Source organism: Microbispora triticiradicis (genome assembly GCF_005864065.1).
Lineage (GTDB): Bacteria > Actinomycetota > Actinomycetes > Streptosporangiales > Streptosporangiaceae > Microbispora > Microbispora triticiradicis.
On the sequence record NZ_VANP01000019.1, the window covers coordinates 77,093 to 102,141 of the forward strand.

Sequence of the window (25,049 nt, forward strand, 5' to 3'; positions counted from 1 at the left end):
CTTGACGCGGATTCGTGTCCCGACTTTGGATATTTACTGTCGCTGACAACCACCGTTCCCCCCCGGAGGCGCAAATCTCCAGCCGGACCATGTCCACGTCACTCGCCGGAGCGGGAAACCCCACGCCTCGGAAGGAAAGGCGATGACGGGAATCGACGATTTCCTGAACAGGCAGGGCCGGGCGGACGACGTCGCCCACGCCCGCAAACTCATCGACACTTTCGAAATCGAATACATCTATGTGCAGTACGTGACGGTGACGGGCAGAGTGGTCGGCAAAGGCATGCCGGCCGCGCACTGGGAGCGGGTGGCCGAGCGCGGAGTGCAACTCGTCTACGGCTCGACCGCGAACGTCTCGGCCGGCCGGACCGGACGCTATCTCGGTTACGGTCCGGAGGCCTCGGAACTGGTCGCCGTCCCCGAACCCGACACCTTCGCGCGGCTCCCCTGGGACGGCCGGGTGGCGAGGGTCTTCGCCAGGCTCTTCCGCAACCGGGAGGAGGAGCACGAGCCGGGCGCCCCGCTGACGTCCGACTGCCGGGGCAACCTGGCCCGGATGACGGCCGGCTTCGCGGACCGGCACGGGCTCGAACTGCGGATCGGGACCGAGCCGGAGATGATGTGGCTGCGCCGCGAGGGTGCGGAACTGGTGGGGGCCTCGAAGCCCTACTGCTACCACATCGACCAGTTCGAGGAACTGCGCGACGTGATGCTCAGGGTGCTGCGGTACGCGCGGGAGATGGGCCTGGACATGATCCAGGGTGACCACGAGGACGCGCCGGGGCAGCTGGAGCTCAACTTCGCCTTCGACGAGCCGCTCCGCAACGCGGACAGGCTGATCACCTACCGCCAGATCTGCCGGCAGGTGGCCCGCGAGTTCGATCTCGTCGCGTGTTTCATGACCAAGCCCTTCATGGGACTCTCGGCGTCCGGCTGTCATCACAACTTCTCGCTCTGGAGCGGTGGCGAGGACGCTCCGATGGCCGACGCTCCGGACGCCGTCGGGAGGAACGTCGCCGCCTATCGCCGAGGCGGCCGCAACCTCTTCCCGCGCGCGGACGGCGCCGGCCTTAGCGAGGAGGCGCTGCACTCGATCGGCGGGGTTCTCGCGCATCTCCCGGCCCTGACCGCGCTCGCCGCGTCCACGGTCAACTCCTACCGCCGCATGTGGGACAGCGGGCTGTGGGCGCCCTTCACCCGTGGGTGGGGACACCAGAACCGGACGTGCGCTCTCCGGGTGTCCGCGCCGGACCGGATCGAGTACCGGGCCGCCGACTCGATGGTGAATCCGTACCTGATGGCGGCCGGGCTGCTCGCCGCCGTCGGCGACGGCCTCCGTTCCAAGCTGCCCGCGGGCGAGCCGACCACCGCGAACACCTACGAGTCGGACGCCGCCCGAGCCGACCGGCTGCCGATGAACCTCGGCGAGGCGCTGGCCGCGCTCCACGACGACGCGCTCGTCCGCTCCGCGCTCCACGGCGACCTCTACTCGGTGTTCCGTGACCACAAGCAGGACGAATGGGAGCGCTTCCTGGCGACGACCACCTCCTGGGACTTCGACGCCTACCTCGACTACGTGCCATGACTCGCGGGTCCCCGAGGGGACTCACCGGAACCGCGGCCCGCCACAGCGAATGAGGACGACAGATGGCAACGAGCACCGAACTCTTCGGCCCACTCTCCCCCGATCGTTTCGTCGACGATCCGGTCATCCTTCTCCCCGGCCGTGCCGCCGCGTTCCGGGGAAGCCTGGGAGCAGGACTGCACGAGCTCTGCGAGGACTTCGAGGATCTGCCCGACGATCTCTGGCTCAAGACCGACTACGTCTTCCGGCAGCGCCGGTTCAGCCTGTTCAAGGTGGACACCGCCGGTCACCGCGTGGAGCGGCTCGAGGACAGGCCGTTCTTCCAGAGCGTCGACCTGAATCCGTACGCGGGCGGGATGGAGCGGAGATTCGCCCCGCTCGCCGAGCGCACGGCCGCCAACCCCTTCCTCCACCGGCTCATGTGGGACGTCCTCGCCGTGCTGCCGCCCGAGCGGGTGGCGGCGGCCAAGGAGTGGGAGATCGGCGTCCACCTGATGCGCATCCTGGCCCGCCCCGGCCAGCCGGGCTATCCGGCCCCGGAGGGGATGCATCACGACGGGCACGCGTTCACCTCGATCACACTCGTCGACCGGAGGTCGGTCGAGGGCGGGTGCAGCATGTTCGCCGACCTCGACGGCCGCGTCTACCGGACGCTGGAGCTCGAGACGCCGGGCGACACCGTCGTCTTCGAAGATCCACGCTGTCTGCACGACGTGACGCCGGTGACCGTGGCCGAGGGGGACGACCTGGCGGTCCGGGACGTCTGCGGATTCTCGCTGAACCCCCTGTGACCCGGCACTCCTCCACACCGGCATGCCGGTGAAACGACCGTGAACTCCTCAAGGAGAGTCCCTGATGTCGCACGCCTCGGCGGGTCCGCTTTCCTCAGACGAAGCCGCCGGCATCCACATCCTGGCCGACCTGATCGGCGCCAGCAGACTCGACGACCCCGAGCACGTCGAGAAGGTGCTCCGCGAATGCGTGACGGCCGCGGGCGCGTCCCTGCTCTACGTCTACGTGCACCACTTCGACCGTGGCGAAGGGGTGACCGGGGTCGCCGTACTGGCCGAATCGCACATCAGCATCCACAGCTGGCCGGAATACCGGTTCGCCGCCATCGACATCTTCATGTGCGGTTCCGCCCAGCCCGACAAGGCGCTTCCCGTCCTCGACGCGGGTTTCCGGCCCACGGAAATGGTCACCCGCAGGTTCGAGCGCGGGAAGGGCGGACTGCAAGGTGAGATCTTCGAATCACTCGACCTTCTTAAATAGACCCCGGGACTCCCGGACGTATTTCGAGAGGTGTGCTCTCTGATGCCCAGTTCCGTATCGTCGGCACAGCGCAGCCTTATGCGGCACGTATATGAGGAGATCTGGATCGGCGAGCTCTGGAACCGCGGAGACCCCGCGGGCGGCCGGGCACTCGCGGAGCATTTCGTCGACCACCGGCCGATCGACGCCTTCCCGAACACCAAGGAGGGCCACATCGCCATGGCCCTGGACTGGCACCAGGCCTTTCCCGACTACCGGTTCCTGATCGAGGACGTGATCGTGGAGGGCGACAGGCTGGTGGCCCGGTACGTCTCCTGCGGCACCCACCTGGGGGTGCTGTCCGGGATCCCCGGGACCGGCCGCAAGGTGTCGCTCACCGGCATCGACATCATGCGGTTCGACGGCGAACACCTCGCCGAGTGGTGGCACAACGAGGACATGTTCGGCATGATGCAGCAGATCACGGACTGAGCGATGGCGGCCCTCGACAGATCCTTCTTCGAAGCCCTGGACCAGGCCGACCCGCTGTCGTCGTTCCGCGCCAGGTTCGATCTGCCCGGCGATCGCGTCTTCCTCAACGGGAACTCGCTGGGTGCTCCTCCCAAGAGCACGTGGAACCGGCTCGCCAGACTCGTCGGGCAGGACTGGCGCGACGACATGAACTCCGGCTGGTGGAAGCACGGCTGGCTCGACCTGCCCCGTACGGTGGGAGACCGCATCGGACGGCTCGTCGGCGCCGGGCCCGGGCAGGTCGTGGTGGGCGAGTCCACCTCGGTCAACCTCTTCAAGCTGCTCTGCGGCGCGTTGCGGAGCAGCACCCGGCGGACCGTCCTCACCGATTCCGGCAACTTCCCGAGCGACCTCTACATAGCGGACGGGATCGCCGCCCATGTCCACCCGGACGCCCGGGTGCGCCGGGTCCCCGCCCCGGATCTCCTCGACGCGCTGGACGACGACGTCGCCGTGGTCATGCTGAGCCACGCCGACTACCGGACGGCCGAGATCCTGCCGATGAAGGAGATCAACGAGCGGGCACACGCCGCGGGCGCCCTGGTCCTGTGGGACCTGTCGCACAGCGCGGGCGTGCTGCCGCTGGCCCTGGACGCCGACGGCGCGGACCTGGCCGTCGGGTGCGGATACAAGTACCTCAACGGCGGACCGGGCGCGCCCGGCTACATGTACGTCGCCTCGCGGCTGCTCCCCGGATTCGAGCAGCCCATCACCGGCTGGCTCGGCCACGCGGATCCGTTCGCCTTCGAAGCGGAGTACCGCCCCGACCCCGGCGTCGGGCGCCTGACCACGGGCTGTCCCCCGCTGCTCAGCCTCGTCGCGCTCGACGAGGGTGTCGCGCTGGCCGGCGAGGCCGATCCCGGCATGGTGCGGGCCAAGTCGACCGCGCTCACCGGCTGGCTCATCGAGCTGACGACCGGGCGGCTGGGCCCGCTCTCGGTCGAGGTGCCGACCCCCGCCGACCCCGCCCGCCGGGGCGGACACGTCGCGCTCCGGCACCCGGCCGCGGAGCGGCTCGCGCGGGGCCTCGCGGCCCATGGAATCGCGGTGGAGTTCCGGTCGCCCGAACTCCTGCGCCTGGCCCCGTCTCCGTTGTTCAATCGCTATGTCGATGTATGGGACGCTGTCGCGGTCCTGGAGCGGCTCCTGACGAGCGAGCACCGCTCCCTGACGTACGGAGTCGCCGGCGGGTGACCGGACGCGTGCCGACGGGGCTCGCGGCCGAACCGCCGGCCGAGGGATGGAGGAGACGGATGCGACCGGGCGGGCTGGCAGGAAGGCTTTACGGATCCCCGGTTCCGCTTCTCTGTCTCGCCGTGCTCGGCTGGTCGGGCAACTTCATCGTCGGGAGGCTCGTCCACGACTCGGTCCCGCCGGCGACCCTGGCCTTCCTGCGCTGGCTGACGGCGTTCGTCGTCCTCCTCCCGTTCGGATGGCGGAAGCTGCGGCAGGATCGGCGGATCCTCGTCCGGCACTGGGTGACGGTGCTGGCGCTGTCGATCTTCGGCGTCGCCGCGTACAACACCCTGATCTACACCGGGCTGCAGACGACCACGGCGATCAACGCGCTGCTGATGCAGTCGGTCATGCCGCTACTGATCGTGGTGTTCGCGTTCGCGTTGTTCCGCGAGCGGCCGGGCGTCGCCCAGGTGGCAGGGCTCGTCGTCTCCCTGGCCGGGGTCTGGCTCGTGGTCACCCAGGGCAGTCCGCTGGGGTCCGGTGGCCTGCGGCTGCGGGCGGGCGACGGATGGATCTTCGTGGCCGTGGTGAGCTACGCCCTCTACACCGCCCTGCTGCGCCGCAGGCCCCAGGTGAACCCGGTGAGCCTCCTGACGGTCACGTTCGGCCTCGGCGCTCTCATGCTGGCGCCCCTGGCCGTGGCCGAAGCCGGCGGCGGGCACGTCGTCCACGTCACCGCGGGGGCCGTCGCCGCCGTCGCCTACGTGGCTCTGATCCCCTCGATCCTGTCCTACTTCTGTTACAACCGCGGAGTCGAGCTCGTCGGCGGGGCGCGGGCGGGGCAGTTCCTCCATCTGATGCCGGTCTTCGGAGCGGTGCTGGCCTTCTTCGCCCTCGGGGAGCGCATCCACGCCTTCCACGTGGCGGGCGCCGCGCTGATCGCGGCGGGCATCGCGGTGGCGGCCGTCCGTCGCGCCGGCGACCGCCTCACCGCCGGCGGGAAGAGTCCCCGGCCAGTCCCGTCCGAGCCGCGTACACCCCCGCCTGGAAGCGACTCCTGGCGCCGAGCACCTTCATGATCCGTGCGACGTGCGCCCGGCAGGTACGCAGGGAGATGCCGAGCTTGCGGGAGACCACCTCGTCCTTCTCACCCTGGGCCAGCAGCCGGACGATGTCCCGCGCGAGGTCGCTCTCGATGAACTCGTCCGCCTCGCCCGCCTCCCCCGCCGCGGCGACGGGCCTGCCTCCCGACCAGTAGAAGCGGTGCTGCGCCCGGAAGTACTCGACCGCGGCGGGAGCCCGCGTCATGACCGCGCCGGGCTCGTCCTCGGCCAGCGCGTCCCGGGGAAAGAAGACAACGTCGTCGTAGATGACGAAACGGTGGGGCGACTGGTCGCAGCCGCGGATCTCGGCCCCCAGGCCGCGGGCGGCGTCGACGTACCAGGTCAGGCGGGTGCTGGCGATCATCGAGTGCTGCCAGCAGACCTTCATCCGAGCGCCTCGCGCGACGGCGCCGAAGTCCCGTTCGGCCGAGCCGCGCAGGACGCTCTGCGAGGGGAAGCCGCAGGCGTAGACCGCCAGCACCTCGCCGGTGCACCGCTTCGCGGCGTCGGCGAGGTGCGCCTGCACCGCCTCGGCGGTGCTCAGCAGTTCGAGGCCGACGACGTCTTTCCGCGCGATCATCCGGTGGAACTCGATCGAGGATTGATCCAGGTCGAGCGTGGACACGTGAGATCGACACTCCTCAGTTGGGACGGACGGGTGCGGGTGGGTCACCACGGTCACATCGATCCCGTCACGACCGGCACCCCGGGCGAGGCCTCGCCCGGCGACCACGCGGCGATCAGTGCCGGCCCGGCAGCGGGAAGGGAAGTTCGATGCCGTCGTGGGCGTGCGCGCAGAGACAGTTCCTCTCGGTGGGCAGCGCCCGCACGACCTCGCGCAGGAAACCCCGCAGCCGCTCGATGTTGGCCGAGAAGACACGGAAGACCTCCGCCTGGCTCACCGCGCTCTCCGCGTCGATGCCGGCGTCGAAGTCGGTGACGAGCGCGACGGGCGTGTAGCACAGCGCGAGCTCCCTGGCGAGGACGGCTTCCGGGTGGCCGGTCATGTTGACCAGGGACCACCCCTGCCGGGCGTACCACTGGGACTCCGTGCGGGTGGAGAAACGCGGCCCCTCGACGACGACCATGGCGCCGCCGTCGACGATCTCGCCCCAGGACTCGGTGGCCGTCTTCACCACGATGCCGCGGCCGACCGGGCAGTACGGGTCCGCGAACGGCACGTGGACGGCGCCGGTGTCGAAGTAGGTCTGGGCCCGGCCGCTGGTGCGGTCGACGAGTCCGTCGGGGACGACGAGCGTGCCGGGGCCGTGCTCGGGCCGGAGCGAGCCGACCGCGCAGGGCGCGAGGACCTGCCGGACCCCGAGCGACCGCAGCGCCCACATGTTCGCCCGGTAGTTGATGCGATGCGGAGGATGCTCGTGGCCGCGGCCGTGGCGCGGGAGAAAGGCCACCATTCGTCCGCCGACCCTGCCGACGGCGACCGCGTCGGAGGGCTCGCCGTACGGGGTCGTCAGCCGGAACTCCTGGGGGTCCTCGATGAAGGAGTAGAAGCCGCTGCCGCCGATGACGGCGATCTCCGCGTCGGGAGCCTCGCCGGAGCCCCGCGCAGTGGTATGGTCAACCATGATCACCTTTCCAGGGGGTGTCGTCGGACGCGGCCCGAGGGTGGGAGGGGACGCGGCCGCCGTCGCGGGGAGGGGAGGGCGCGGCTACCAGGCCGCCGCCTCCGCCACCTCGTGGAAGCCGGTCACCTGGACGTGCCCCGGTGCCGGGGCCGCCCCCTCCTCGGGACGGAGAACCTGTGCCGTCCGCCAGCCCGCCCGCCGGGCGGCGTCCAGTTCGTCCGGCGTGTCGGAGAGGAACAGCGTCCGCGGGCCGGGAACGCCGATGGCGGCCGTGATGGCGGCGTAGGAGGCCGCCTCTCGCTTGGGGCCGGCGTTGCGGATGTCGAAGTACCCCGAGAGGCACTGGGAGAGATCGCCGTACGGGGTATGGCGGAACCACAGGCGCTGCGCGAGCACGGACCCCGAGGAGTACACGTACAGCCGGCGCCCGTGCGCGTGCCAGTCCCGCAGGGCGTGGGGCACGTCCGGGTAGAGGTGCGAGGTCAGTTCCCCGGAGGTGAATCCGGCCTCCCAGATGAGCCCCTGCAGGGTCTTGAGCGGAGCCGCCTTGACGTCCGCGTCGATCCAGCCGCGAAGGATGGCGGCGACCTCGCTGAGGGACGCGCCCGGACGACCGGCCACGGCGCGAACCTCCTCGACGATCGCGGCGACGCCGGGGTCCGGTCTCCGGATCCACTCGGGGACGCGCCTGTGGGAGTAGGGGAAGAGCTGGGTGTGGACATGGGAGCCGGAACTCGTGGTTCCTTCGATGTCCACCACGATGGCGTCGCTCACGGGACCGGCGCGAGCAGCTCGTCGAGGTAGGGGATCCGGGTGGCGATCGGGTTCCCCGTGAATTCGGCGAGCCAGCCGTCCTCCTCCTGGAAGAACCGGATGGCGCAGAAATGCGGCGCCCGGCCCATGTCGAACCAGTGCCGGGTGCCCGCCGGCACTCCCAGCAGGTCTCCGGCCTCGCAGACCACCGCGTACACCCGGTCGTCCAGGTGGAGATAGAAGCAGCCGCGCCCTTCGACGAAGAAGCGCACCTCGTCCTCGGCGTGGGCGTGCTCGCTGAGGAACTTCTCCCTCGCCTGGGCGATCTCCGCCTCCCGGGACGCGTCCGCCTCTCCGGGGTGCATGCGCACCACGTCCACCAACCGGTAGCCGTTCTCCGCGCTGAGCCGGTCGACGTCGGCGCGGTAGGCCTCCAGCACCTCGTCCTGGCCCGCGGTGGAGGACAGCCGGGCGGCGGCGGCCCACTGCTCGAATCGGATTCCCAGAGGTGCCAGTCGCCGGGCGATCTCGCTCTGATCCCTGGTCTGGGAGAGGGGACGGCCGTCTTCGGCGAAGACGCGGAGCATGGTCATGGAGTCTCCTGAATCGTTGTAGCCACGGAGTTCAGATACCGGAGCCGGCACAGTGCTTCCAGGCATTCCAGCCGGTCACGTGCGCTGTCCAGGTCGGGCCCCCAGGCGGTCGCCCCGTGATGGGCGATCAGCAGCACGGTGGGGAATCCCGGTGTCAGGCCGGTGAAGTGCGTTTCGATGTCCTCGCCGATCCGGGCGACCCGAGGCCAGTTGGGGAACACCGGGACCGCCACCTCGGCCGGATCACGGACCCCGAACCCCTTGATGAGCTCGAAGTCGCGGAAGCGGATGAGGGGAATCTCCGCCTCCGTATCGCTCTCCCACGCATGGGCCGCGGCGATGGTGGCGTAGGGCGGGTGTGCGTGCACGACCGCGCCGCAATCGCCGAAGAGGCGTAACAGCGCCATGTGGATCGCGGTCTCCGCCGAGGGCCGGGGCGCGTCCGGCCTGACCGGCGCCCCAGTCGCGATGCGGACCTCCACCGTGTCGGCCGCCGTGAGCCTGCCCTTGCCGCGGCCACTGGCCGTTATCAGCGCATGGCCGGCCTCGTTGGGCAGGCGCGTGGACAGATTGCCCGCCGTTCCCTCCATCCAGCCTCGCGCGTACAGTTCACGGGCCGTCTCCGCCAGGGACCGGGCGGCGACGTCGTGGTCCACGTTTGTGATCATTGGGCACCGCCCACCGTGTGCACCGCGAAGACCTGCGACGGGTAGAGTCGCCGCCGCCCGGCCAGCGCGGCGATCTCCAGTACGACTCCGTGCCCGCAGACCCGCCCCCCGCCGGCCGTGACCAGCTTCTCCGCGGCGGCCAGGGTCCCCCCGGTGGCCAGCATGTCGTCCACGACGAGCACCCGCGCGTCCGGAGGGATCCGATCGCGCTGTATCTGCAGAGTGTCGGTCCCGTACTCCAGGTCGTAGGAGACGGTGTGCAGGGGGCCGGGGAGTTTGCCGGGCTTGCGGCACAGCGTCAGCGGTTTCGCCGACGCCTGTGCCACCGCCATGCCGAGCAGGAATCCGCGCGCCTCGACGGCGAGAACGTGATCGAAGCGTCCCCTGTACGCGCCGGCCAGAGCATGCGCCAGGTCCCGCACCAACCGGGGCTGCGCGTAGACGCCCGACAGGTCCTGGAAGCGGACTCCGGGGAAGGGGAAGTCGGCGACCTCCCGGGTCTGTGCCGCCACCCGCTCCGCCAGTGAACCCCGGTCGCCGTCTCCGTCACCCTGGGGGCGTATCACCCGCCGTTCCGTGACTATGGCGGTGATCAGCTCCGCGGGTGTGACGTCGAACGCGGGGTTGAACACGGCGGAGCGGGCGGGGGCCACCTGGACCCCGCCGAAGCCGGTCACCTCCTCGGGGCCCCGCTCCTCCAGCACGATCCCCGATCCGTCGGCCAGGGTCGGGTCACACGTGGACTCCGGCGCGACGACGATGAAGGGGACACCGTGACGGGCCGCGGCCAGGGCGAGCCCGTAGGTGCCGATCTTGTTGGCGACGTCGCCGTTCACCGCGATCCGGTCCGCCCCCACGAGCACGCAGTCGACCAGTCCCCGCGCCATGGCGGCGGCCGCGGCGGCGTCCACGCACAGCCTGTGGGGCACGCCCGCCTCGCCGAGCTCCCAGGTGGTGAGGCGCGCCCCCTGGAGCAGGGGCCTGGTCTCGTCGACCAGCACCTCCTCGACCCGGCCCCGGCCGGCCAGTTCGAGGATGGCGCCGAGAGCGGTGCCGACCGCGGCGGTGGCCAGGCGGCCGGTGTTGCAGTGGGTGAGAATCCGGGCGGGGCGATCCGCCGTCAGGGAGATCACCAGATCCGCGGCCCGTCCGGCGGCCGACCGGTTGGTCGCGGCGTCCTCGTCGAGCATGGCCAACGCCTCGGCCAGAACGCCTTCCGGGCCGTCCGGGAGACGGCGCAACGCCCGGCTCACCCCCCAGCGGAGGTTGACCGCGGTGGGCCGCGCCTCGGCCAGGAGCGTGGCGTCGTGGTGGACGGCCCGCACGTCGACGGTCCTCCCGTTGGAATGCCGCCGCACGGACAGCGCCACTCCCAGCGCTCCGGCCAGCCCGATCGCCGGGGCCCCACGGATCGCGAGGGATCGGATGGCCTCGACCAGGTGCTCGACCGATTCCAGCCGCAGCAACCGGTACTCATGGGGAAGCGCGCGCTGGTCGACGGCGACCACGGCGCCGTCGTCCCAGCCGAGTGAGGTCGTCAGCCGGTTCCCGGCCATCAGATCTCCCCCTCCGCAAAGACAGGGTGGATCACGGGGGCCATGCCCCGGCGCGTCGCGGGAGGGAATTCAGGAAATTCATCGTCGTACGGACGCCGACGCACGCGTTTTTCCCTCGTCATGGAACCCCCGAATACTTCGACAGCCCTGCCGCGCCACGCGGACCGAAGGGATGGGAACGAAACCGACAATCCTGACATATACCTTAATATTGAGTGTAAGGATCAGTCAACCCGGCGCTCGAAAAGGCAACGGACCACCGCAATCGTCGATGGCAGCACTATCGGGAAGGTCGCATTCCGTCACGCTTCGCGGCGAATCGCGGACTCATCCGAAAACGGAGGACTAAGAAAGACCGATATATTTCCGGTCCCGGACGGCAGCGGCGTCGGCCCATATCAGGGCCTGTCACACCCGCACTCAGCAGCCCGAAATCGCTTCAGCGGCTCCTGCGCGCACCGGCTCTCCGCGTCGAATCCAACGAGTTCGCGCCGGCCTTTCGGTCGGGCATGAGGAGAAGCGCGTCGTACTGAAAGCCGAGGCGATCCCGAACAGAAGGTGATCCGCCTCATGAACTCGGAACTCATATCCAGGCGGGAATGCCGAAACCATTCGATGGCGGCCCGCGACCACCGAAATTGGTGGTAGGCGGGTACATGGCCCGGTAGCGGCCGGGGTTGATGCCGCGCTCGGGTGTGAACGCGACGACGAACGGCGCAGAGCCCGGCGACCGCCGGCCTCCCGCCCGTCAGGGACGGCGCGGGGCCGATCCCGGAGCGAGGCGGCCTGCGAGGAACTCGAGCGCCGCGACGACCTCGGCGACCCGCGCCGGATCCTCCGTCCCCAGAGCCGCCGCCAGGGGCCCTTCGACACCGGCCGCCCGCACGGCCTCCACCCGGTCCGAGACCTCGGGCGCCGTCCTGATCACGACCCGGCGGCGGTCGGCCGGATCGGGGGCCGTCACGACCGCCCCGGCCTCCTTCAGCCGGGCGACGGCCGCCGACACAGCGCTCTGTGGCAGTCCCGTCCGCGTCGCGATCTCCCCGACGGAGGCCTCCGGGTGGGCGCGAAGATCGGCCACGACCACCAGCACCGTCCGGAGACTCGCGGCCTGCGTCGTTCTCGACGGGGTGATGTCCTCGACCGGCATGGCCTCTTCGCCGATCTTCATAAGGGTCCTGCCGAGCAGGAAGAGGTCTACTCCGTTCACTCTCCCACAGTACATCATCCTTGATACATCAAGTTTGATGGATTATGGTGTGCGCCGAGGCCACCTGTCCTGAAGGGATGACCAGATGAGCGGCTTGCTGCGCGCGAACGGCGCGACCCTGTACTACGAGGTGCACGGCACCGGTCCCGTGCTCCTGATCTCGCAGAGCGGGGAGGGCGACGCCGATCGCACCACCGACCTGGTCCGGCACCTCGCCGGGGACCACACCGTGATCACCTACGACCGGCGCGGGCTGTCTCGCAGCGCACTGGACGACCCGGACCGGGGGGCGAGCATGGCCGACCACGTGGACGACGTCCATCGCCTGCTCGCCGCGGTGACCGACCGGCCGGCGCACATGCTCGGATGCAGCTTCGGCGCCGTCATCGGGCTGCACCTGGCCGTCGAGCATCCGGAGCAGCTGGACACCCTGATCGCGCACGAGCCGGTCGCTCCCGGCCTCCTCCCGGCTCCCGAACGCGTCCGCCACATCCGGGAGCTGGAGGAACTACAGGACCTCTACCGCGAGCGCGGCCTCGCCGAGGCCTTCGGCGAGATCGCCGCGGCGCTGGGCATCGACCCCGTGGCCCAGGACACCGAGCCCGGACTGACCCCGCATCCGCTGGACGACCGGAGGCGGGCCGGCTTCGACTTCTTCATCCGCAACGACTTCGGCGCCGTGGTCCGCGACACGCTCGACGTCGCCGCGCTCGGGGACACGCCGGTCCGTGTCATCCCGGCCTTCGGGCGCACCACGCCCCGGCACGTCTTCGACTACCGGTGCGCGCACGAGCTCGCCGCCCTCCTCGGCGTGGAGGCGCGGGAGTTCCCCGGCGGCCACAACGGGAACACGACCCACCCCCGCGCGTACGCCACCCGGATCCTCGATCTCCTGGCCGCCTGAACGACGGGCCGCGACCGGGCTCCCCCGGCGTACGCGCGAGACGGCTGATCTCGGTGCGGGGCGGGTCAGTCCAGGCGGCCGGTCTCCTTCAGGAAGACGATGCCGTCGATCGTGTGGAGCTGGGCGGGGTCGAGGGGGAAGTAGGCGAAGTCCCGCGAGACGCGCGGGCTCGGCTCGAGGAGGGCTTCGGCCAGGCGGCGGGCGTCGACGAGGGAGCGGCCCGGCGGGACCTCCGACAGCAGGCCCTCGACGGTGTCCGGGGGCGGGACGTCGCCGCCGACCGTGCCGAAGGCCGAGGCCAGGAAGGCGTACCGGTCGCCCATGCCCACGCCCGCGATGGCCCCCGCGCTCCACCACTCCACCGGCGCGTCGCCCAGGAGCAGGAAGCTCTTGTCCCGCTGCAGGTGACGGTTGTGCGCGAAGACCAGGGCGGGGCCGTGCCCGGCGACGGCCCGCAGGTTGGCGGCCATCATCTGGTCGCGCAGGCTCATCAGCCAGGTGAGCCGGGCCGGCGACGTGTCGGCGATCCAGTGGTGGTAACGGAGCAGGCCGGTGGCGGTGCGTCCGTACAGGGCCGCCAGGTCCTCGTCCGGCCCGCCGAGCTGCGGCGCCTGCGCGTCGAGGAACGCCACCAGGTCGTCGGCGATCAGCCGCAGCCGCTGCGCCTCGGCGGACCGTCCGATCGACTGGGACGGATCCAGGGCGGCGGCGGGGTTCGTCCACCGGTCGTCCGGGCCGAGAAGCTCGTCCAGGGTCTCGGGGGCGCAGGGGAGCAACGAGGGGTCCAGCCGCTCGGCGAGATAGCCGTACAGGCCGGTGAGCGCCTCGCGCGGGCTCGCGGCGCCGCTGATCTCCAGCGGGCCGTCGAAGCCGAAGAACCGGAGCCTCTCGTCGTGCTCCTCGTTGTAGGCGCGCATCCAGCGGACGAGCTCGCGGTTGGCCGGGTAGGCGCCGAAGCCGTGGCTGAAGCCGCGTTCCATGACGTCGTCGAGGCTGCCCGCGCCCGTCGTGACGTAGCCGTCCACCACCAGGCCCATGAGACAGTCGCTCTCGATGGCGAACGACCGGTAGCCCTCGTGCTCGACCAGATGCCGGAAGATGTCGTTGCGCAGTTCGAGCAACGCCTCCACCCCGTGCCTTGCCTCGCCAAGTCCGAGCAGCAGGGGTTCGGCCGGCAGCGATCGGAGGAACGCCGAGACGGCCGCGCCGTCGAGCGGGCGGGCTAAGTCATTGATGTCCATGATCTCAACGGTATCGTTGAACCATTCGTTTAGGCTTCCCCGGTGAAGTTCCCCGTTCGCCGGGGCAGAACTCTCAATCCGCGGTGTCTCCCAGGAGGCCCGCGTCGCGTACCCTCATGGCCACCTGCACGCGGTTCTCGGCGCCGAGCTTGGCGAAGATCCTGGTCACGTTCGCCTTCACGGTGGCGACGCTCATGTAGAGGCGCTCGGCGATCTCGGTGTTGGAGCTGCCCCGGGCCACCTCGACCGCGACCTCCAGTTCCCGCTCGGTCAGCCTGCCGAGTTCCGTCCGCGCCTGCGGACGGGCCGGTTCCCGTCCGGCGGTGGCCGCGGCGATCACCTGCCTGGCGACGCTCGGGGACAGCACGGGCTCGCCTCTCGCGACGGCGCGGACCGCCTCGATCATCCGGGGCGGCGGGGTGTCCTTCAGCAGGAAGCCGTCCGCGCCGAGCCGCAGCGCCCGCAGCACCATCTCGTCGGCGTCGAACGTGGTGAGCACGAGGATCCGCGGCGGCTCCGGCCAGGCTCGCAGCATCTCGGTGGTGGTCAGCCCGTCCTGGCCGGGCATCCGGATGTCCAGCAGCACGAGGTCGGGGCGCAGGTCGCGGATCACCTCCATGGCCCGCCGCCCGTCCTCCGCCTCGCCGACGATCTCCAGGTCGGGTTCTCCGCCGAGGATCAGTCGCAGGCCGGTCCGCACCATCGGGTCGTCATCCACCAGCACCAGTCGGGTCACGCTCCGCACTCTCCCATGGCAATCGGACATCGAGGATGAAACAACCATCCCGGATCGTGTGGCTGAGGGTGCCGCCGGCCATCCGGGTCCGTTCCGCCAGGCCCACCAGGCCCAGCCTGCCACCCGGCCCTGGGGACGAGCCGGGCCTGGCCGGGTTCGTCACCCGGATCCGCAGGCCCTCCCCCGGCCGGCCGCCGAGTTCCGTGGTGACCAGGCTGCCCGGCGCGTGCTTGCGCGCGTTGGTGAGGGCCTCCTGCACGATCCGGTACGCGTGCCGGCCCGTCGGTGCGGGAAGCCGGTCCCGGCCGTCGACGCTGTCGTCCACCTCCACCCGCTGACCGGCGGCGCGGACCTCGCCGAACAGCGCGTCCAGGTGGTCCAGGCCGGGCTGCGGCGCCTCCAGCTCGCCGTCGTCGCGGAGGGTGCCCAGCACCGTGCGCAGCTCGTTGAGCGACTGGTGCGCGTTCTCCTGAATGGCCAGCGCGGCCTCACGCGTCTGCTCAGGTGTGAGGTCCGTCCGGTACGCCAGTCCTCCGGCCAGCATCGCCAGCAGGGAGATCCGGTGCGCGAGCACGTCGTGCATCTCCTGCGCGATCTTGACGCGCTCCGCCAGCCGTGCCTGCTCGATCCGCTGACGCTGCTCGCGCTCGACGGCCAGCGCCCGCTCCCGCAGCGAGAGCTCCAGGTCGCGGCGTCCGCGCAGGTAGAGGCCGAAGAACGTGAGCGCGCCGAGGATCGTCACCCCCGACACCGTGGAGACGTAGGTGGCCTGGGTGATCCCGTCCTGGACGGCGCCCGCCAGCAGGCACAGCACCGACACGACCGCGACGGGGATCGTCCGGCTCCACCGGCGATGGGTCACCAGCGACACGTACGCGACCAGCGCGGGACCGGTCGCCGTGGCGGAGACGGCGGTCAGCAGGACGGTCGCCACCGCGATCTGCCACGGCCACCGGCGCCGCCACCGCATCAGGACCAGACCGAGGACGCCCAGCCCCACGTCGGTCAGCGCCTGGGCGAGGCGGCTCCCGTCCTGCGCGACGAGCCAGGCCAGCACCGCCCCGTGGAACAGCATGGGCACCACGGCGCACAGGTAGCGCAGCGCGACGCCCCTCCTGTCCAGGGGCGGCTGGTACTCCGGTCGGGCACGCACAGCCCCACAGCCTAGAGACCGCGCTGAGCTGGTGTTCAGCGACCTGGGTCGACGTGTGGGCAGCCGAAGGTATCGATTGTCAGCGCCGGCATACCGCCTCACGTCGGCCGCCGGCGGCCCCGGGTCTGATGCGGCGGCCGCCCGGCCCGCGATTAACTGGCACCGTGATCGAGTTCAGGCACGTCAGCAAGGACTACGGCAAGGTGAAGGCGCTCGACGACGTGTCCTTCACCGTCGAGCCCGGGAGCGTCACCGGCTTCCTCGGCCCCAACGGCGCCGGGAAGTCGACGGCCCTGCGCATCCTGATCGGGCTCGCCCGCCCCTCCTCGGGCACGGCGACCGTTCTGGGCCGCCCGTACGCCGAGATGGCCTGCCCGGGGCTGCGGGTGGGCACGCTGCTCGACGCCGGGGCCCGGCACCCGGGCCACACCGGCAGGGAGGTGCTGACGCTCGGCGCGGTCACCCTCGGGCTGCCGCGCGCACGGGTCGGCGAGGTGCTCGGCCTGGTGGGGCTGACCGAGCGGGAGAGCAGGCAGAGGGTCGGCGGTTACTCACTCGGCATGCGGCAGCGGCTCGGGATCGCGCACGCGCTCCTCGGCCGTCCCGAGGTGCTCGTCCTGGACGAGCCCGTCAACGGTCTCGATCCCCAGGGCATCCACTGGATGCGTCACTTGCTGCGCGACCTCGCCGGCGCCGGGTGCGCGGTGCTGCTCAGCTCACACCTCCTGCACGAGGTGGAGCAGGTGGCGGACCACATCGTCGTGATCGGCCGGGGCCGCGTGCTCGCCCGGGGCACGGCCGCAGAACTCGGCCGGGGCGGCGGCCTCGAACGGACTTTCCTCGAACTGACCGCGAACACCGCCCGCACGGCGCCCCCCAAGTGACACACGGCCCGGTTACGGAGGACCACAGGATGACCACCCGCACGCACCGCCCCGAAGGCCCGCACGCCACGGCCGCGGAAGACGGCACGACGACCGAGGACCTGCCCATCCCCTTTCGCAGGCTGCTGCGGGCCGAGACCCGCAAGCTCGCCGACACCCGCAGCGGAAAGGTCATCGCGGTGCTCCTGGTCGCGCTGGTGGTCGCGTCCGTCGCCGGACGCGCCACCGTGGTGAGCCCGGAACCGCAGAGGCTGATCTTCACGGCCGGGATCGCCCTCGGCACCCTGCTCCCGGTGCTCGGCATCCTCACGATGACCGGCGAGTGGACGCACCGCACCGCGTTGACCACCTTCGCGCTCGAACCACGGCGTCATCGCGTCATCGCGGCCAAGTGCGTGCCGCCCCTGGCCGCGACCGTGCTGCTCTCGCTGCTGGCCATGCTGGTCGCGGTGCCGGTGACGGCCGTCGCGGCGGGCGTCCGGAACACTCCCGCCGTCTGGGACGTCGATCCCGCCGCGCTGCTCGGCTGGACCGGGGCGAACGTCCTGGTGACCGCGACGGGGCTCGCCCTCGGCGCCCTGCTCCTGAACGCGCCGAGCGCGATCGTGATCTGCCTGACGGCTCCGATGCTCTGGAGCGCGGCCGCCCGGCTCGGCCCGGGCGGCGCGGCCCTCGCCGGATGGCTCGATCTCGGCACCACGTCCGCGCCCCTGATGACCGGCGACCTGACCTGGAGCGACGGCGCGCGGCTCGCGGCGTCGGCCACTCTGTGGATCGTCGTCCCGCTGACCGCCGGCCTGATCCGCGTGCTCCGCAAGGAGGTGATCTGACCGGCGGCCTTCCCCGCGACGGCCTTCACCCGACGGCCCGGCCGGCGCCCGTGGCCGTCGCCGTGGCGGGGCCGTCGCGGGGGCGGGGGCGCGGGCGGCTTGGCGTGGCGGGGGCGGGGCGGGGCGCGGGCGGCTTGGCGCGGCGCTGCTGTCAGGGCCCGTCGAAATCGAGATGGAGCCTCGAAACGTAGGCACCGGGCACAGGGCCTCCACCGGTGATGACCGGAAACTCCGCCGCGTCCTCCTCGTCCTCGTAGCCGTCAGGGCCCCGATCCCCCGCGCCGATCAGGGACCTGGTCAGCGCCTCGCGCTCGCCCAGCATCTCCTCCAGCGCCCGCCCGACGTGCTCGTCCGTGAGCACGGGGGTCCCGTCCCCGGCGCGCAGCGCGGACAGCACGGCCCGGCGCAGCAGTTCCTTGAAGAACGACGCGGTGGCGCCCTCGGTCCTCGCGACGACCGGTTCCAGGTCGGCCTCCAGCCGCAGGTCACGCGCGTACAGGCGCAGCAGGGCGGCTCGGCCTGCCGCGTCGGGCCGGGGAATCTCCACGGCCAGGTCCACCCTGCCCGGACGGTCGGCCAGCGCCCGCTCCAGCACGTCCGCGCGGTTCGTGGTGAGCACGAACGTGATGTCCGCGTCCGCCCCCACGCCGTCCATGGCGTCCAGCAGGGCGAACAGCAGCGGATTGCCGTCCTCGGTGAAGGAGCGGTCGCGGGCCACCAGGTCCACGTCCTCCAGCACGACGATCGCCGGTTGCAGCCGCCGGGCGAGACCGGCCGCCTGCGCGACGAAGCGGATCGCGGCGCCCGTCATCACGATGACCGTGCAGCCGGTCATCCGGCCCATGAGGTAGCGGACCGTGTGCGTCTTGCCGGTGCCGGGCGGGCCGTGCAGCAGCAGGCCGCGCTTCAGGTGCTGTCCGTACGCGCGCAGCCGGTCGGCCTGCTCGCCGATGCCGACGATGTGCCGTTCGATCGTGCCGAGCACGCCTTCGGGCAGGATCACCTGCTCGGCGTCGAGGTCCGGCCGGGGCAGGAAGGTGACGAGGTCGTTGCCCCGGTGCTCGCTCCACTGGAACGACAGGACCTGCCCCCGGTAGACGTCGTCGGCGCGCATGAGACGCTCGACCTCGTCGCGGGTGGCGGTCGCGCTCGCCCGGTCGGGGGCGAGCACGACGAGCCGGCACTCCGGCGCGCCGTGCTCGTGGGGGCCCCGCAGGCTCAGCACCACCGGAACGCCCTGCGGAGACCGGGTCAGGACCAGGCCGAGCGAGACGACCTCCGTGGTCCGGTCGGGCCCGGTCGCCGCCGTCGCGTAGTCGACCGCGCCCGGCTCGAACCTCTCCCAGCCGCGGGCGGCGCTGACGAGCATGTCGACGAGTTCGGTGTGCTCACGCCCCTGGCCGGTGACGCCGGCCCACTCGGCGCCGGGGCTGTACGCCGCCAGGTACGCGTCCGTGCCGCGCTGCAGGTTGACGTGTTCCCAGCTGGGGAAGCTCTCGGCGACGTTCACGACGCGCCGCAGGTCGCACCCGAGGTGCCCGGTGACCCGCGCCACGAGCTCGGGAGGCTCCCTGCCCTCGTCGATGCTCCGGCGGGCCTCGTGCAGAAGGTCGCTCAGCGCCCGAGCCAGGTGCTCGGCGTCGGTGAGATCCATACCATCCACAGTGACAGGCTTCGCGGCGCTTCGCCGGTGATTATCCCCTCGGCCACGGGGCCCGCAGGTAGATCGGCGCCGTCGGCGGGCCGCGCTTCACACGCCCCCTCGATGTATGCCCAGTCGCCGGCCACGGCCATGACCACGGCGGGGCTCTCCTCGATCGCCGACCAGATCGGGTTCGGCCGGGCGAGGTGCGGCAGGATCGTGGCCTCGTCGGCGAGTCTGATGGCCCGGCACCGGCGCGCAGCCGATGAGGCCCGCTCCTACCGGCCGCCGAGTCCGGCGTCCCTGGCGCGCGCCACCGCCGCGGCGCGATCGGAGACGCCGAGCTTGGCGAAGATGTTCGACACGTGGTTGCGCACGGTCTTCTCGCTCAGAGACAGGCGCCGCGCGACGGCGTGGTTGGTGAGACCCACGGCGACGAGGTCGAGCACCTCCACCTCGCGTTCCGTCAGCTCGGGCAGCGGCCGGGGCCGTACGGCCGACGCGGTGAGAGCGGCCAGCACCCGGCTTCCGGTCGCCGCGCCGAACACGACCTGACCCGAGGCCACCGCCTCCAGCGAGCGCACGATGTCCGCGGGCGTCGCCTCTTTGAGCAGGTAGCCGCGGGCGCCGGCCCGTACGGCGGCGAGGATCGACGCGTCGTCGGACAGCATGGTCAGGGCCAGCACGGCCACGCCGGGATGCCGGGCCGTGATCCGGGACGTCGCCTCGATGCCGCTGATGCCCGGCAGGTGCAGATCCATCAGGACGACGTCGGGAGCGACCTGATCCACCAGGTCGACGGCCGCCTCACCGGTGCTCGCCACCCCCGCGACCTCCACCTCGGGCAGATCGCGGAAGAGCGCGACCAGCCCTTCGGCGAACACCGGGTGGTCCTCCACCACCATGACGCGGATCATCGGACCGCCAGCGGGAGCCGTACGACCATGTGTGTGCCCACCCCGCCCTGGTCGAGCAGTTCGAAGGTGCCGTCGAGCTCCTCGGACCGGCGCCGCATGGAGGCGAGGCCGAACCCGCGGCGGGTGGGCGACCCCACCCCGACGCCGTCGTCGTCGACCCGCAACTCCAGGACGTCCTGCGCATCGCCCGCCCGCAGGCTGACCGTGCACCGGGACGCCATGGCGTGCCGTACGGCGTTCGTCATGGCCTCGGCCGCGATCCGGTAGGCGGCCAGCTCGACCGGCGGCGGAAGGGCGGGCAGGTCGGGCGGAGCCTCCACCTCCACCACGAGATCACCCGCAAAGCCCCTGCCGAGCTCGGCCAGCGCGCCCGTGAGCCCCAGAGTGTCCAGGGGCGGCGGGCGCAGGTCGTTGACGATCGCGCGGATGTTCACGACCGTGCCGCGGATGTGGCCGGACAGCTCCTCCAGCACCTGTTTCGCCCCCTCAGGGTCGGCGTCGACCAGACGCCTGCCCCGGTCCACCTGCAGCGCGAGGGCCGCCAGCGTGGGACCGAGCCCGTCGTGGAGTTCGTAGAGCAGCCGGTCGCGCTCCTCCTGCCGGGCCGCCAGCAGCCGCCCATGCGAACGCTCCAGGTCCGCGCCGAGGCGGTGCGCCCGTACGGCCACCGCGACGTGCGGCGCGAGCTGCGCCAGCAGAGCACGGTCCTTGGGGCGCAGCCGCTCCCCCAGCACGAGCGTGCCGACCGGCTCGCCCTGGTGGAGGAGCGGGACGCTCTCCGTCACATCGGCGCCGACGCCGCTCAGGCGGCCCCAGGAGGCCACGACCGCCCCCGATTCCTCGACGGCCACGTAGTGTATGCGCAGGACCCGCCCTACCTCCGCGGCCATCCGCTCCAGAAGGTCGCCGGGCGCACCCGCGTCCGAGAGCCGCACACCGAGCCGGCGCAGCGCACGCGCCGGGTCGTCGCGGTCGCCGTACACGAGGCGGTTCGCGGCGGCGGACACCCGCCGATAGAAAGGGTGCACCGCGAGCGCCACGATCAGAGCGGACGCCCCGGAGCCGATCGCGTTCCCGAGTGTGGCCGCGGCCATGGCGTACGCGGCCAGCAGGGCGACGCTGACAGCGCCGAACGCGAGCGCGCGCGACAGCAGGAGGTCGAGATCCCAAAGGCGGTGCGCGACGACGGCCACCGCAACCGCCACCGGCAGCGGAACGGCGGCGAGCGCCACGATGACCGGCCCCCACGGCACGAACAGGGCGACACCGAGCAGGCCCACCGTCAGCAGCGCGGCGGCCAGTACCCATTGGAGCCGCCGTCGCACCTCCTCGCCCGCGGATCGGTAACGGACGACGAGCGAGCCGACCGCGGCGAGCACCGCACCGACCGTGCACACCGTACCCGCGGTCCTCAGGGCGTCCGGCACCCCGGTGAGTCCGGCCAGCGGGCCCGCGTATCCGCTGGGGAAGAGCCCGGGGACCTGCTCGTAGGTCACCGGGCGGAGCATCCAGTCGAGCGTGCTCACCCCTATGCCGGCGAACGCCGCGGCCTGCGCGGGCCACCATCGGGGCGAGAGGAGCCGGCCTTCCGGGAAGATCAGCAAGAAGATCGTCGGGACCAGCAGGTAGGCGGGGATCCACAGCCAGTTGGACACCCACATCGCCCAGTCGTCCCCCGGCAGGCCCATGCCGCCGCCGGCCGCATCGTCGTCGAGGCCGCTGTTGATGCCGAGCAGGCCGTACGCGCCGAGGGCGAGCCCGAGCGCCTGGGCCGTGCCGACGATCACCATCACCCAGCCGACCCGGCTTCCCGGCCGCTGCGCCACCACGAACAGGCCGGGCACTCCGAACGACAGCGCCGCGACCGCGCGGAAGGCGTCGAACCGTTCGACGATCCCTGTCACGCCCAGCTGCCGCAGCCTGGGCTCGACGACCAGCGTCCCGAGGACCAGGACGAGTAGCGCGCCCGCCGCCGCGGCGGCGCGCCGGGCCGATCTGTCCGTCATGAGGGGGATGTTGCCACCCGCGCGTCCCGCCGTCACGGGACGAGATGTCCCGTCCCGCGGGGGACCGGCGGCTCATGCCGGCCGGACGTCCTCCGCCGGACCCTCGAATTCGTAAGCACCCACTGCGTTCTTCGAGGAGACGACATGCCCGCACCCGCCACCACACCCGCCGCTCGCCCACTAGCGTCCGCGCTCGTCGCCGGTGTAGGCCTGCTGCTCGCCATGGATGTCACCGGCGCGATCATCTCCCTGTCCGCCGGCCTCAGCCCGACCCTGCTCGACGCCCTCGGGCCGCAGGCGCGGCTGTCGGCGCCGATTCCGATGATGATCGCGCAGGTCCTGCTGGTCGCCGGCGCGACCCGGCGTCATCGCGGCGTCGCCGTCCCCGCCTCGGCCCTCCTGGCCGTCGCCGGAGTGCTCGCCTTCATGTCCGGCTTCTACGACGGCGGCTACGCCGCCGACCTCACCGCGGGTCAGCGGGTCTTCCAGATCGCCCTCGTCACGGCCCACCTCGGAGTCGGCGTCCTAGCGGGCTTCCGCCTGGTACGGCTGCTGCGCCGCTGACGGGGTCGGACGCGCCGGAGGAGCAGGGCGGCTTGTCGGCGTTTTTCTCCTGCTGCTCCTTGGCGGGTGCTTCGCGGTGCTGGTGTTCGCGGCGAACAAGGGGGCGAAGGAGGTCGAAGGCGAAGTCGACCGGCCCGTACGGAGTGTGCCGCGTTCAGGTGGACTCCCTCGGCCAGTGCGCCGACCGCCCCGCCGCAGGTCTTCAGCGCCGCCCCCGAGCGACACGCGACGGAGGGCCGGCGAGGCCGTCCCGCCGCACCGCCGCCTGCACCCCGCACAGCCGCCGGACGACGGCCACCGCGTCGCCTCCGCTCCCGGCCGTACGACCACCGGATCATCGGCGACGGGCGGGTGAGCACGTCCGGTGGTTCGCGATGACGGAACTACTGCGGCGATGCCTTGATCCCAAAGGGGAAAACTGGGGACACTTCCTCCGTACGTCGCATCACACCGCATCCGCCCCTTTCATGGCTGTCCGGCCGGCCACGGCCCGGCACACCGTCACGCCGTACCACCGCGAGCCACGAGCGAGCGGCGGGCGGCGCGGCAGCGGGGCCGGCCACCCGGCGACCCGCGTGACAGGAAGGACCATTTCCGCGATGAGTCATGCAGCTCAGCGCCTGGGCGTCGTCGCCGAATCGGCGCCGGGTGAGACCCGGGTCGCGGCCACCCCGGCCACCATCCCGCAACTGCTCTCACTCGGCTACGAGGTGATCGTCGAATCGGGCGCCGGCGAGAGATCGGGCTTCACGGACGACGCGTACGTCCGGGCGGGCGCGCGGATCGGCGGCCGGGAGGAGACGTGGGGCGCCGGCGTCGTGCTGAAGGTGAACGCCCCGGCGGAGGAGGAGATCGCGGCGCTGCGCGACGGCGCGACGCTCGTCTCCCTGATCGGCCCGGCGGCGAACCCGGACCTGTTGGACGCGCTCACGCGGCGGCCGGTGACCGTGCTGGCGATGGACGCCGTGCCCCGGATCTCCCGCGCGCAGTCGCTCGACGTGCTGAGCTCGATGGCGAACATCGCCGGGTACCGCGCGGTGATCGAGGCGGCGCACGCGTTCGGGCGGTTCTTCACCGGCCAGGTGACCGCGGCCGGGAAGATCCCCCCGGCGAAGGTCCTCGTGGCGGGGGCGGGCGTGGCCGGGCTGGCGGCGACGGCCACGGCGGTCAGCCTGGGCGCGATCGTGCGGGCCACCGACCCCCGGCCCGAGGTGGCCGAACAGGTGCGGTCGCTCGGCGCGGAGTTCCTCGACGTCGGGGTCGCCCAGCGGTCGGGCGCGGACGGGTACGCCAGGGAGACCTCGCGGGACTACGACCTGCGCGCCGCCGAGATGTACGCCGAGCAGGCCGCGGACGTGGACATCGTCGTCACCACGGCGCTCATCCCGGGACGCCCGGCCCCCACGCTGCTCACGGCCGAGCACGTGGCGCTGATGCGCCCGGGCAGCGTCATCGTCGACATGGCCGCCGCGCAGGGCGGGAACGTCGCCGGCACCCGGGCCGGGGAGGTGGTCGTCACCGCCAACGGCGTGACGATCATCGGATACACCGACCTCGCCGGGCGGCTGCCCGCGCAGGCCTCGCAGCTGTACGGCACCAACCTCGTCAACCTGATGAAGCTCCTCACGCCGGACAAGGACGGCCACGTGCGGCTGGACTTCGACGATCCCGTGCAGCGGGCGATGACCGTCGTCCGCGACGGCGAGAAGACCTGGCCGCCCCCGCCGATCGCGGTGAGCGCGGCCCCCGCCGCACCGGCCGCGACCGCGGCGCCGCCGCCTCCGGCGCCCGTGGCGACGCCGTCACCCCCGCCGGGCCGGCGACGGCACCTGCTCGTCGCCGCCGTCGCCGTCGCGCTGTTCCTGCTGACCGCCCTCTCGCCGAACGCGCTGATCGAGCACGTCACCGTCTTCGTCCTGTCGATCGTGATCGGCTACTACGTCATCGGGAACGTCCACCACGCGCTGCACACGCCCCTGATGTCGATCACCAACGCCGTCTCGGGGATCATCGTCGTCGGCGCGCTGCTGCAGATCGGGCAGGGGGGCGGGGTGGTCACCGCCCTGGCCTTCGTCGCGATCCTGCTGGCGAGCATCAACATCTTCGGCGGCTTCGCCGTGACCCGGCGCATGCTCGGCATGTTCACGAGGAGCTGAC

The 25,049-nt window shown here is 71.8% G+C and carries 25 protein-coding genes; 11 read left to right on the top strand and 14 right to left on the bottom strand.

The genetic code is table 11. The features are described 5' to 3' along the window. The first annotated feature begins 142 nt into the window (after nucleotides 1–142). From FED44_RS32215 to FED44_RS32240, 6 genes are all read left to right on the top strand, one after another. Entirely contained in the window at nucleotides 143–1,585 is a 1,443-nt protein-coding gene (locus FED44_RS32215; protein ID WP_111699990.1) for a glutamine synthetase family protein, read from the top strand. Between the two features lie 62 nt (nucleotides 1,586–1,647). Then, entirely contained in the window at nucleotides 1,648–2,376 is a 729-nt protein-coding gene (locus tag FED44_RS32220) for a 2OG-Fe dioxygenase family protein (RefSeq protein WP_111699991.1), read from the top strand. Nucleotides 2,377–2,440: 64 nt separating this feature from the next. Beyond that, the gene (gene speD / locus FED44_RS32225; RefSeq protein WP_111699992.1) at nucleotides 2,441–2,857 is read left to right on the top strand and encodes an adenosylmethionine decarboxylase; all 417 of its coding nucleotides are present in this window, start codon (nucleotides 2,441–2,443) and stop codon (nucleotides 2,855–2,857) included. Between the two features lie 78 nt (nucleotides 2,858–2,935). After that, the gene (locus FED44_RS32230; protein ID WP_165900607.1) at nucleotides 2,936–3,328 is read left to right on the top strand and encodes an ester cyclase; all 393 of its coding nucleotides are present in this window, start codon (nucleotides 2,936–2,938) and stop codon (nucleotides 3,326–3,328) included. A gap of 3 nt (nucleotides 3,329–3,331) precedes the next feature. Further along, entirely contained in the window at nucleotides 3,332–4,561 is a 1,230-nt protein-coding gene (gene kynU, locus FED44_RS32235) for a kynureninase (protein ID WP_138463028.1), read from the top strand. Between the two features lie 59 nt (nucleotides 4,562–4,620). After that, nucleotides 4,621–5,625: a DMT family transporter gene (locus FED44_RS32240; RefSeq protein ID WP_138463029.1), complete on the top strand. Its 1,005-nt coding sequence runs from the start codon at nucleotides 4,621–4,623 to the stop codon at nucleotides 5,623–5,625. On the opposite strand, the gene FED44_RS32245 is transcribed toward FED44_RS32240, so the two are convergent. The 7 genes from FED44_RS32245 to FED44_RS32275 all read right to left on the bottom strand — a co-directional run bounded on the left by FED44_RS32245 (nucleotide 5,534) and on the right by FED44_RS32275 (nucleotide 12,015). After that, a complete protein-coding gene (locus tag FED44_RS32245; RefSeq protein WP_138463030.1) occupies nucleotides 5,534–6,274 on the bottom strand; it encodes a helix-turn-helix transcriptional regulator in 741 nt (246 codons plus the stop codon). The two genes, FED44_RS32240 and FED44_RS32245, sit on opposite strands and share 92 nt — an antisense overlap. Nucleotides 6,275–6,389: 115 nt before the next feature. After that, nucleotides 6,390–7,235: an S-methyl-5'-thioadenosine phosphorylase gene (locus FED44_RS32250; protein ID WP_138463031.1), complete on the bottom strand. Its 846-nt coding sequence runs from the start codon at nucleotides 7,233–7,235 to the stop codon at nucleotides 6,390–6,392. An 84-nt stretch (nucleotides 7,236–7,319) separates the two neighbouring features. Next, on the bottom strand, nucleotides 7,320–8,009 hold the full coding sequence (mtnC, locus tag FED44_RS32255; protein WP_111699998.1) for an acireductone synthase: 690 nt from the start codon (nucleotides 8,007–8,009) through the stop codon (nucleotides 7,320–7,322). Beyond that, entirely contained in the window at nucleotides 8,006–8,581 is a 576-nt protein-coding gene (locus tag FED44_RS32260; RefSeq protein WP_111699999.1) for a 1,2-dihydroxy-3-keto-5-methylthiopentene dioxygenase, read from the bottom strand. Before FED44_RS32260 ends, mtnC begins: the two co-directional genes overlap by 4 nt. Then, entirely contained in the window at nucleotides 8,578–9,237 is a 660-nt protein-coding gene (gene mtnB / locus FED44_RS32265; RefSeq protein WP_167521653.1) for a methylthioribulose 1-phosphate dehydratase, read from the bottom strand. The genes FED44_RS32260 and mtnB overlap by 4 nt, the downstream gene beginning before the upstream one ends. Before the next feature lie 8 nt (nucleotides 9,238–9,245). Further along, nucleotides 9,246–10,805, bottom strand: coding sequence for an S-methyl-5-thioribose-1-phosphate isomerase (gene mtnA, locus FED44_RS37840; protein WP_138463032.1), 1,560 nt, complete (start codon nucleotides 10,803–10,805; stop codon nucleotides 9,246–9,248). A gap of 748 nt (nucleotides 10,806–11,553) precedes the next feature. Then, entirely contained in the window at nucleotides 11,554–12,015 is a 462-nt protein-coding gene (locus tag FED44_RS32275) for a MarR family winged helix-turn-helix transcriptional regulator (protein WP_138463033.1), read from the bottom strand. Between the two features lie 85 nt (nucleotides 12,016–12,100). Here FED44_RS32275 and FED44_RS32280 point away from each other — a divergent pair, with 85 nt between their 5' ends. After that, the gene (locus FED44_RS32280) at nucleotides 12,101–12,919 is read left to right on the top strand and encodes an alpha/beta fold hydrolase (protein WP_111700003.1); all 819 of its coding nucleotides are present in this window, start codon (nucleotides 12,101–12,103) and stop codon (nucleotides 12,917–12,919) included. A gap of 65 nt (nucleotides 12,920–12,984) precedes the next feature. On the opposite strand, the gene FED44_RS32285 is transcribed toward FED44_RS32280, so the two are convergent. The 3 genes from FED44_RS32285 to FED44_RS32295 all read right to left on the bottom strand — a co-directional run bounded on the left by FED44_RS32285 (nucleotide 12,985) and on the right by FED44_RS32295 (nucleotide 16,049). Then, nucleotides 12,985–14,160, bottom strand: coding sequence for an erythromycin esterase family protein (locus FED44_RS32285; protein ID WP_111700004.1), 1,176 nt, complete (start codon nucleotides 14,158–14,160; stop codon nucleotides 12,985–12,987). 73 nt (nucleotides 14,161–14,233) lie between these two features. Beyond that, nucleotides 14,234–14,896 (bottom strand): response regulator, encoded by a 663-nt coding sequence (locus FED44_RS32290; protein WP_244302452.1) that lies wholly within the window; start codon nucleotides 14,894–14,896, stop codon nucleotides 14,234–14,236. Next, a complete protein-coding gene (locus FED44_RS32295; RefSeq protein WP_138463035.1) occupies nucleotides 14,871–16,049 on the bottom strand; it encodes a sensor histidine kinase in 1,179 nt (392 codons plus the stop codon). Before FED44_RS32295 ends, FED44_RS32290 begins: the two co-directional genes overlap by 26 nt. Nucleotides 16,050–16,213: 164 nt before the next feature. Here FED44_RS32295 and FED44_RS32300 point away from each other — a divergent pair, with 164 nt between their 5' ends. Together FED44_RS32300 and FED44_RS32305 are read left to right on the top strand one after the other, a co-directional pair. Further along, nucleotides 16,214–16,933: an ABC transporter ATP-binding protein gene (locus tag FED44_RS32300; protein WP_138463036.1), complete on the top strand. Its 720-nt coding sequence runs from the start codon at nucleotides 16,214–16,216 to the stop codon at nucleotides 16,931–16,933. Between the two features lie 29 nt (nucleotides 16,934–16,962). Further along, entirely contained in the window at nucleotides 16,963–17,763 is an 801-nt protein-coding gene (locus FED44_RS32305) for an ABC transporter permease (protein WP_138463037.1), read from the top strand. Between the two features lie 151 nt (nucleotides 17,764–17,914). On the opposite strand, the gene FED44_RS32310 is transcribed toward FED44_RS32305, so the two are convergent. Genes FED44_RS32310 through FED44_RS32325 form a run of 4 tightly spaced genes read right to left on the bottom strand, consistent with a single transcriptional unit; the run spans nucleotide 17,915 to nucleotide 22,328 of the window. After that, complete coding sequence (locus FED44_RS32310) at nucleotides 17,915–19,417, bottom strand: AAA family ATPase (protein WP_138463038.1); 1,503 nt, start codon at nucleotides 19,415–19,417, stop codon at nucleotides 17,915–17,917. Continuing rightward, nucleotides 19,378–19,647: an FMN-binding negative transcriptional regulator gene (locus FED44_RS38335; protein WP_341868640.1), complete on the bottom strand. Its 270-nt coding sequence runs from the start codon at nucleotides 19,645–19,647 to the stop codon at nucleotides 19,378–19,380. Before FED44_RS38335 ends, FED44_RS32310 begins: the two co-directional genes overlap by 40 nt. Nucleotides 19,648–19,683: 36 nt before the next feature. Further along, nucleotides 19,684–20,322 carry a response regulator gene (locus tag FED44_RS32320; protein ID WP_133306104.1) on the bottom strand — a complete coding sequence of 213 codons (639 nt, stop codon included), beginning with the start codon at nucleotides 20,320–20,322 and terminating at the stop codon, nucleotides 19,684–19,686. Beyond that, entirely contained in the window at nucleotides 20,319–22,328 is a 2,010-nt protein-coding gene (locus FED44_RS32325; protein ID WP_138463039.1) for a GAF domain-containing sensor histidine kinase, read from the bottom strand. Before FED44_RS32325 ends, FED44_RS32320 begins: the two co-directional genes overlap by 4 nt. Nucleotides 22,329–22,472: 144 nt before the next feature. Here FED44_RS32325 and FED44_RS32330 point away from each other — a divergent pair, with 144 nt between their 5' ends. Beyond that, a complete protein-coding gene (locus FED44_RS32330; protein WP_133306103.1) occupies nucleotides 22,473–22,892 on the top strand; it encodes a hypothetical protein in 420 nt (139 codons plus the stop codon). Nucleotides 22,893–23,491: 599 nt separating this feature from the next. Further along, nucleotides 23,492–25,048: a Re/Si-specific NAD(P)(+) transhydrogenase subunit alpha gene (locus FED44_RS32335; protein WP_138463040.1), complete on the top strand. Its 1,557-nt coding sequence runs from the start codon at nucleotides 23,492–23,494 to the stop codon at nucleotides 25,046–25,048. Nucleotide 25,049 lies beyond the last annotated feature (1 nt).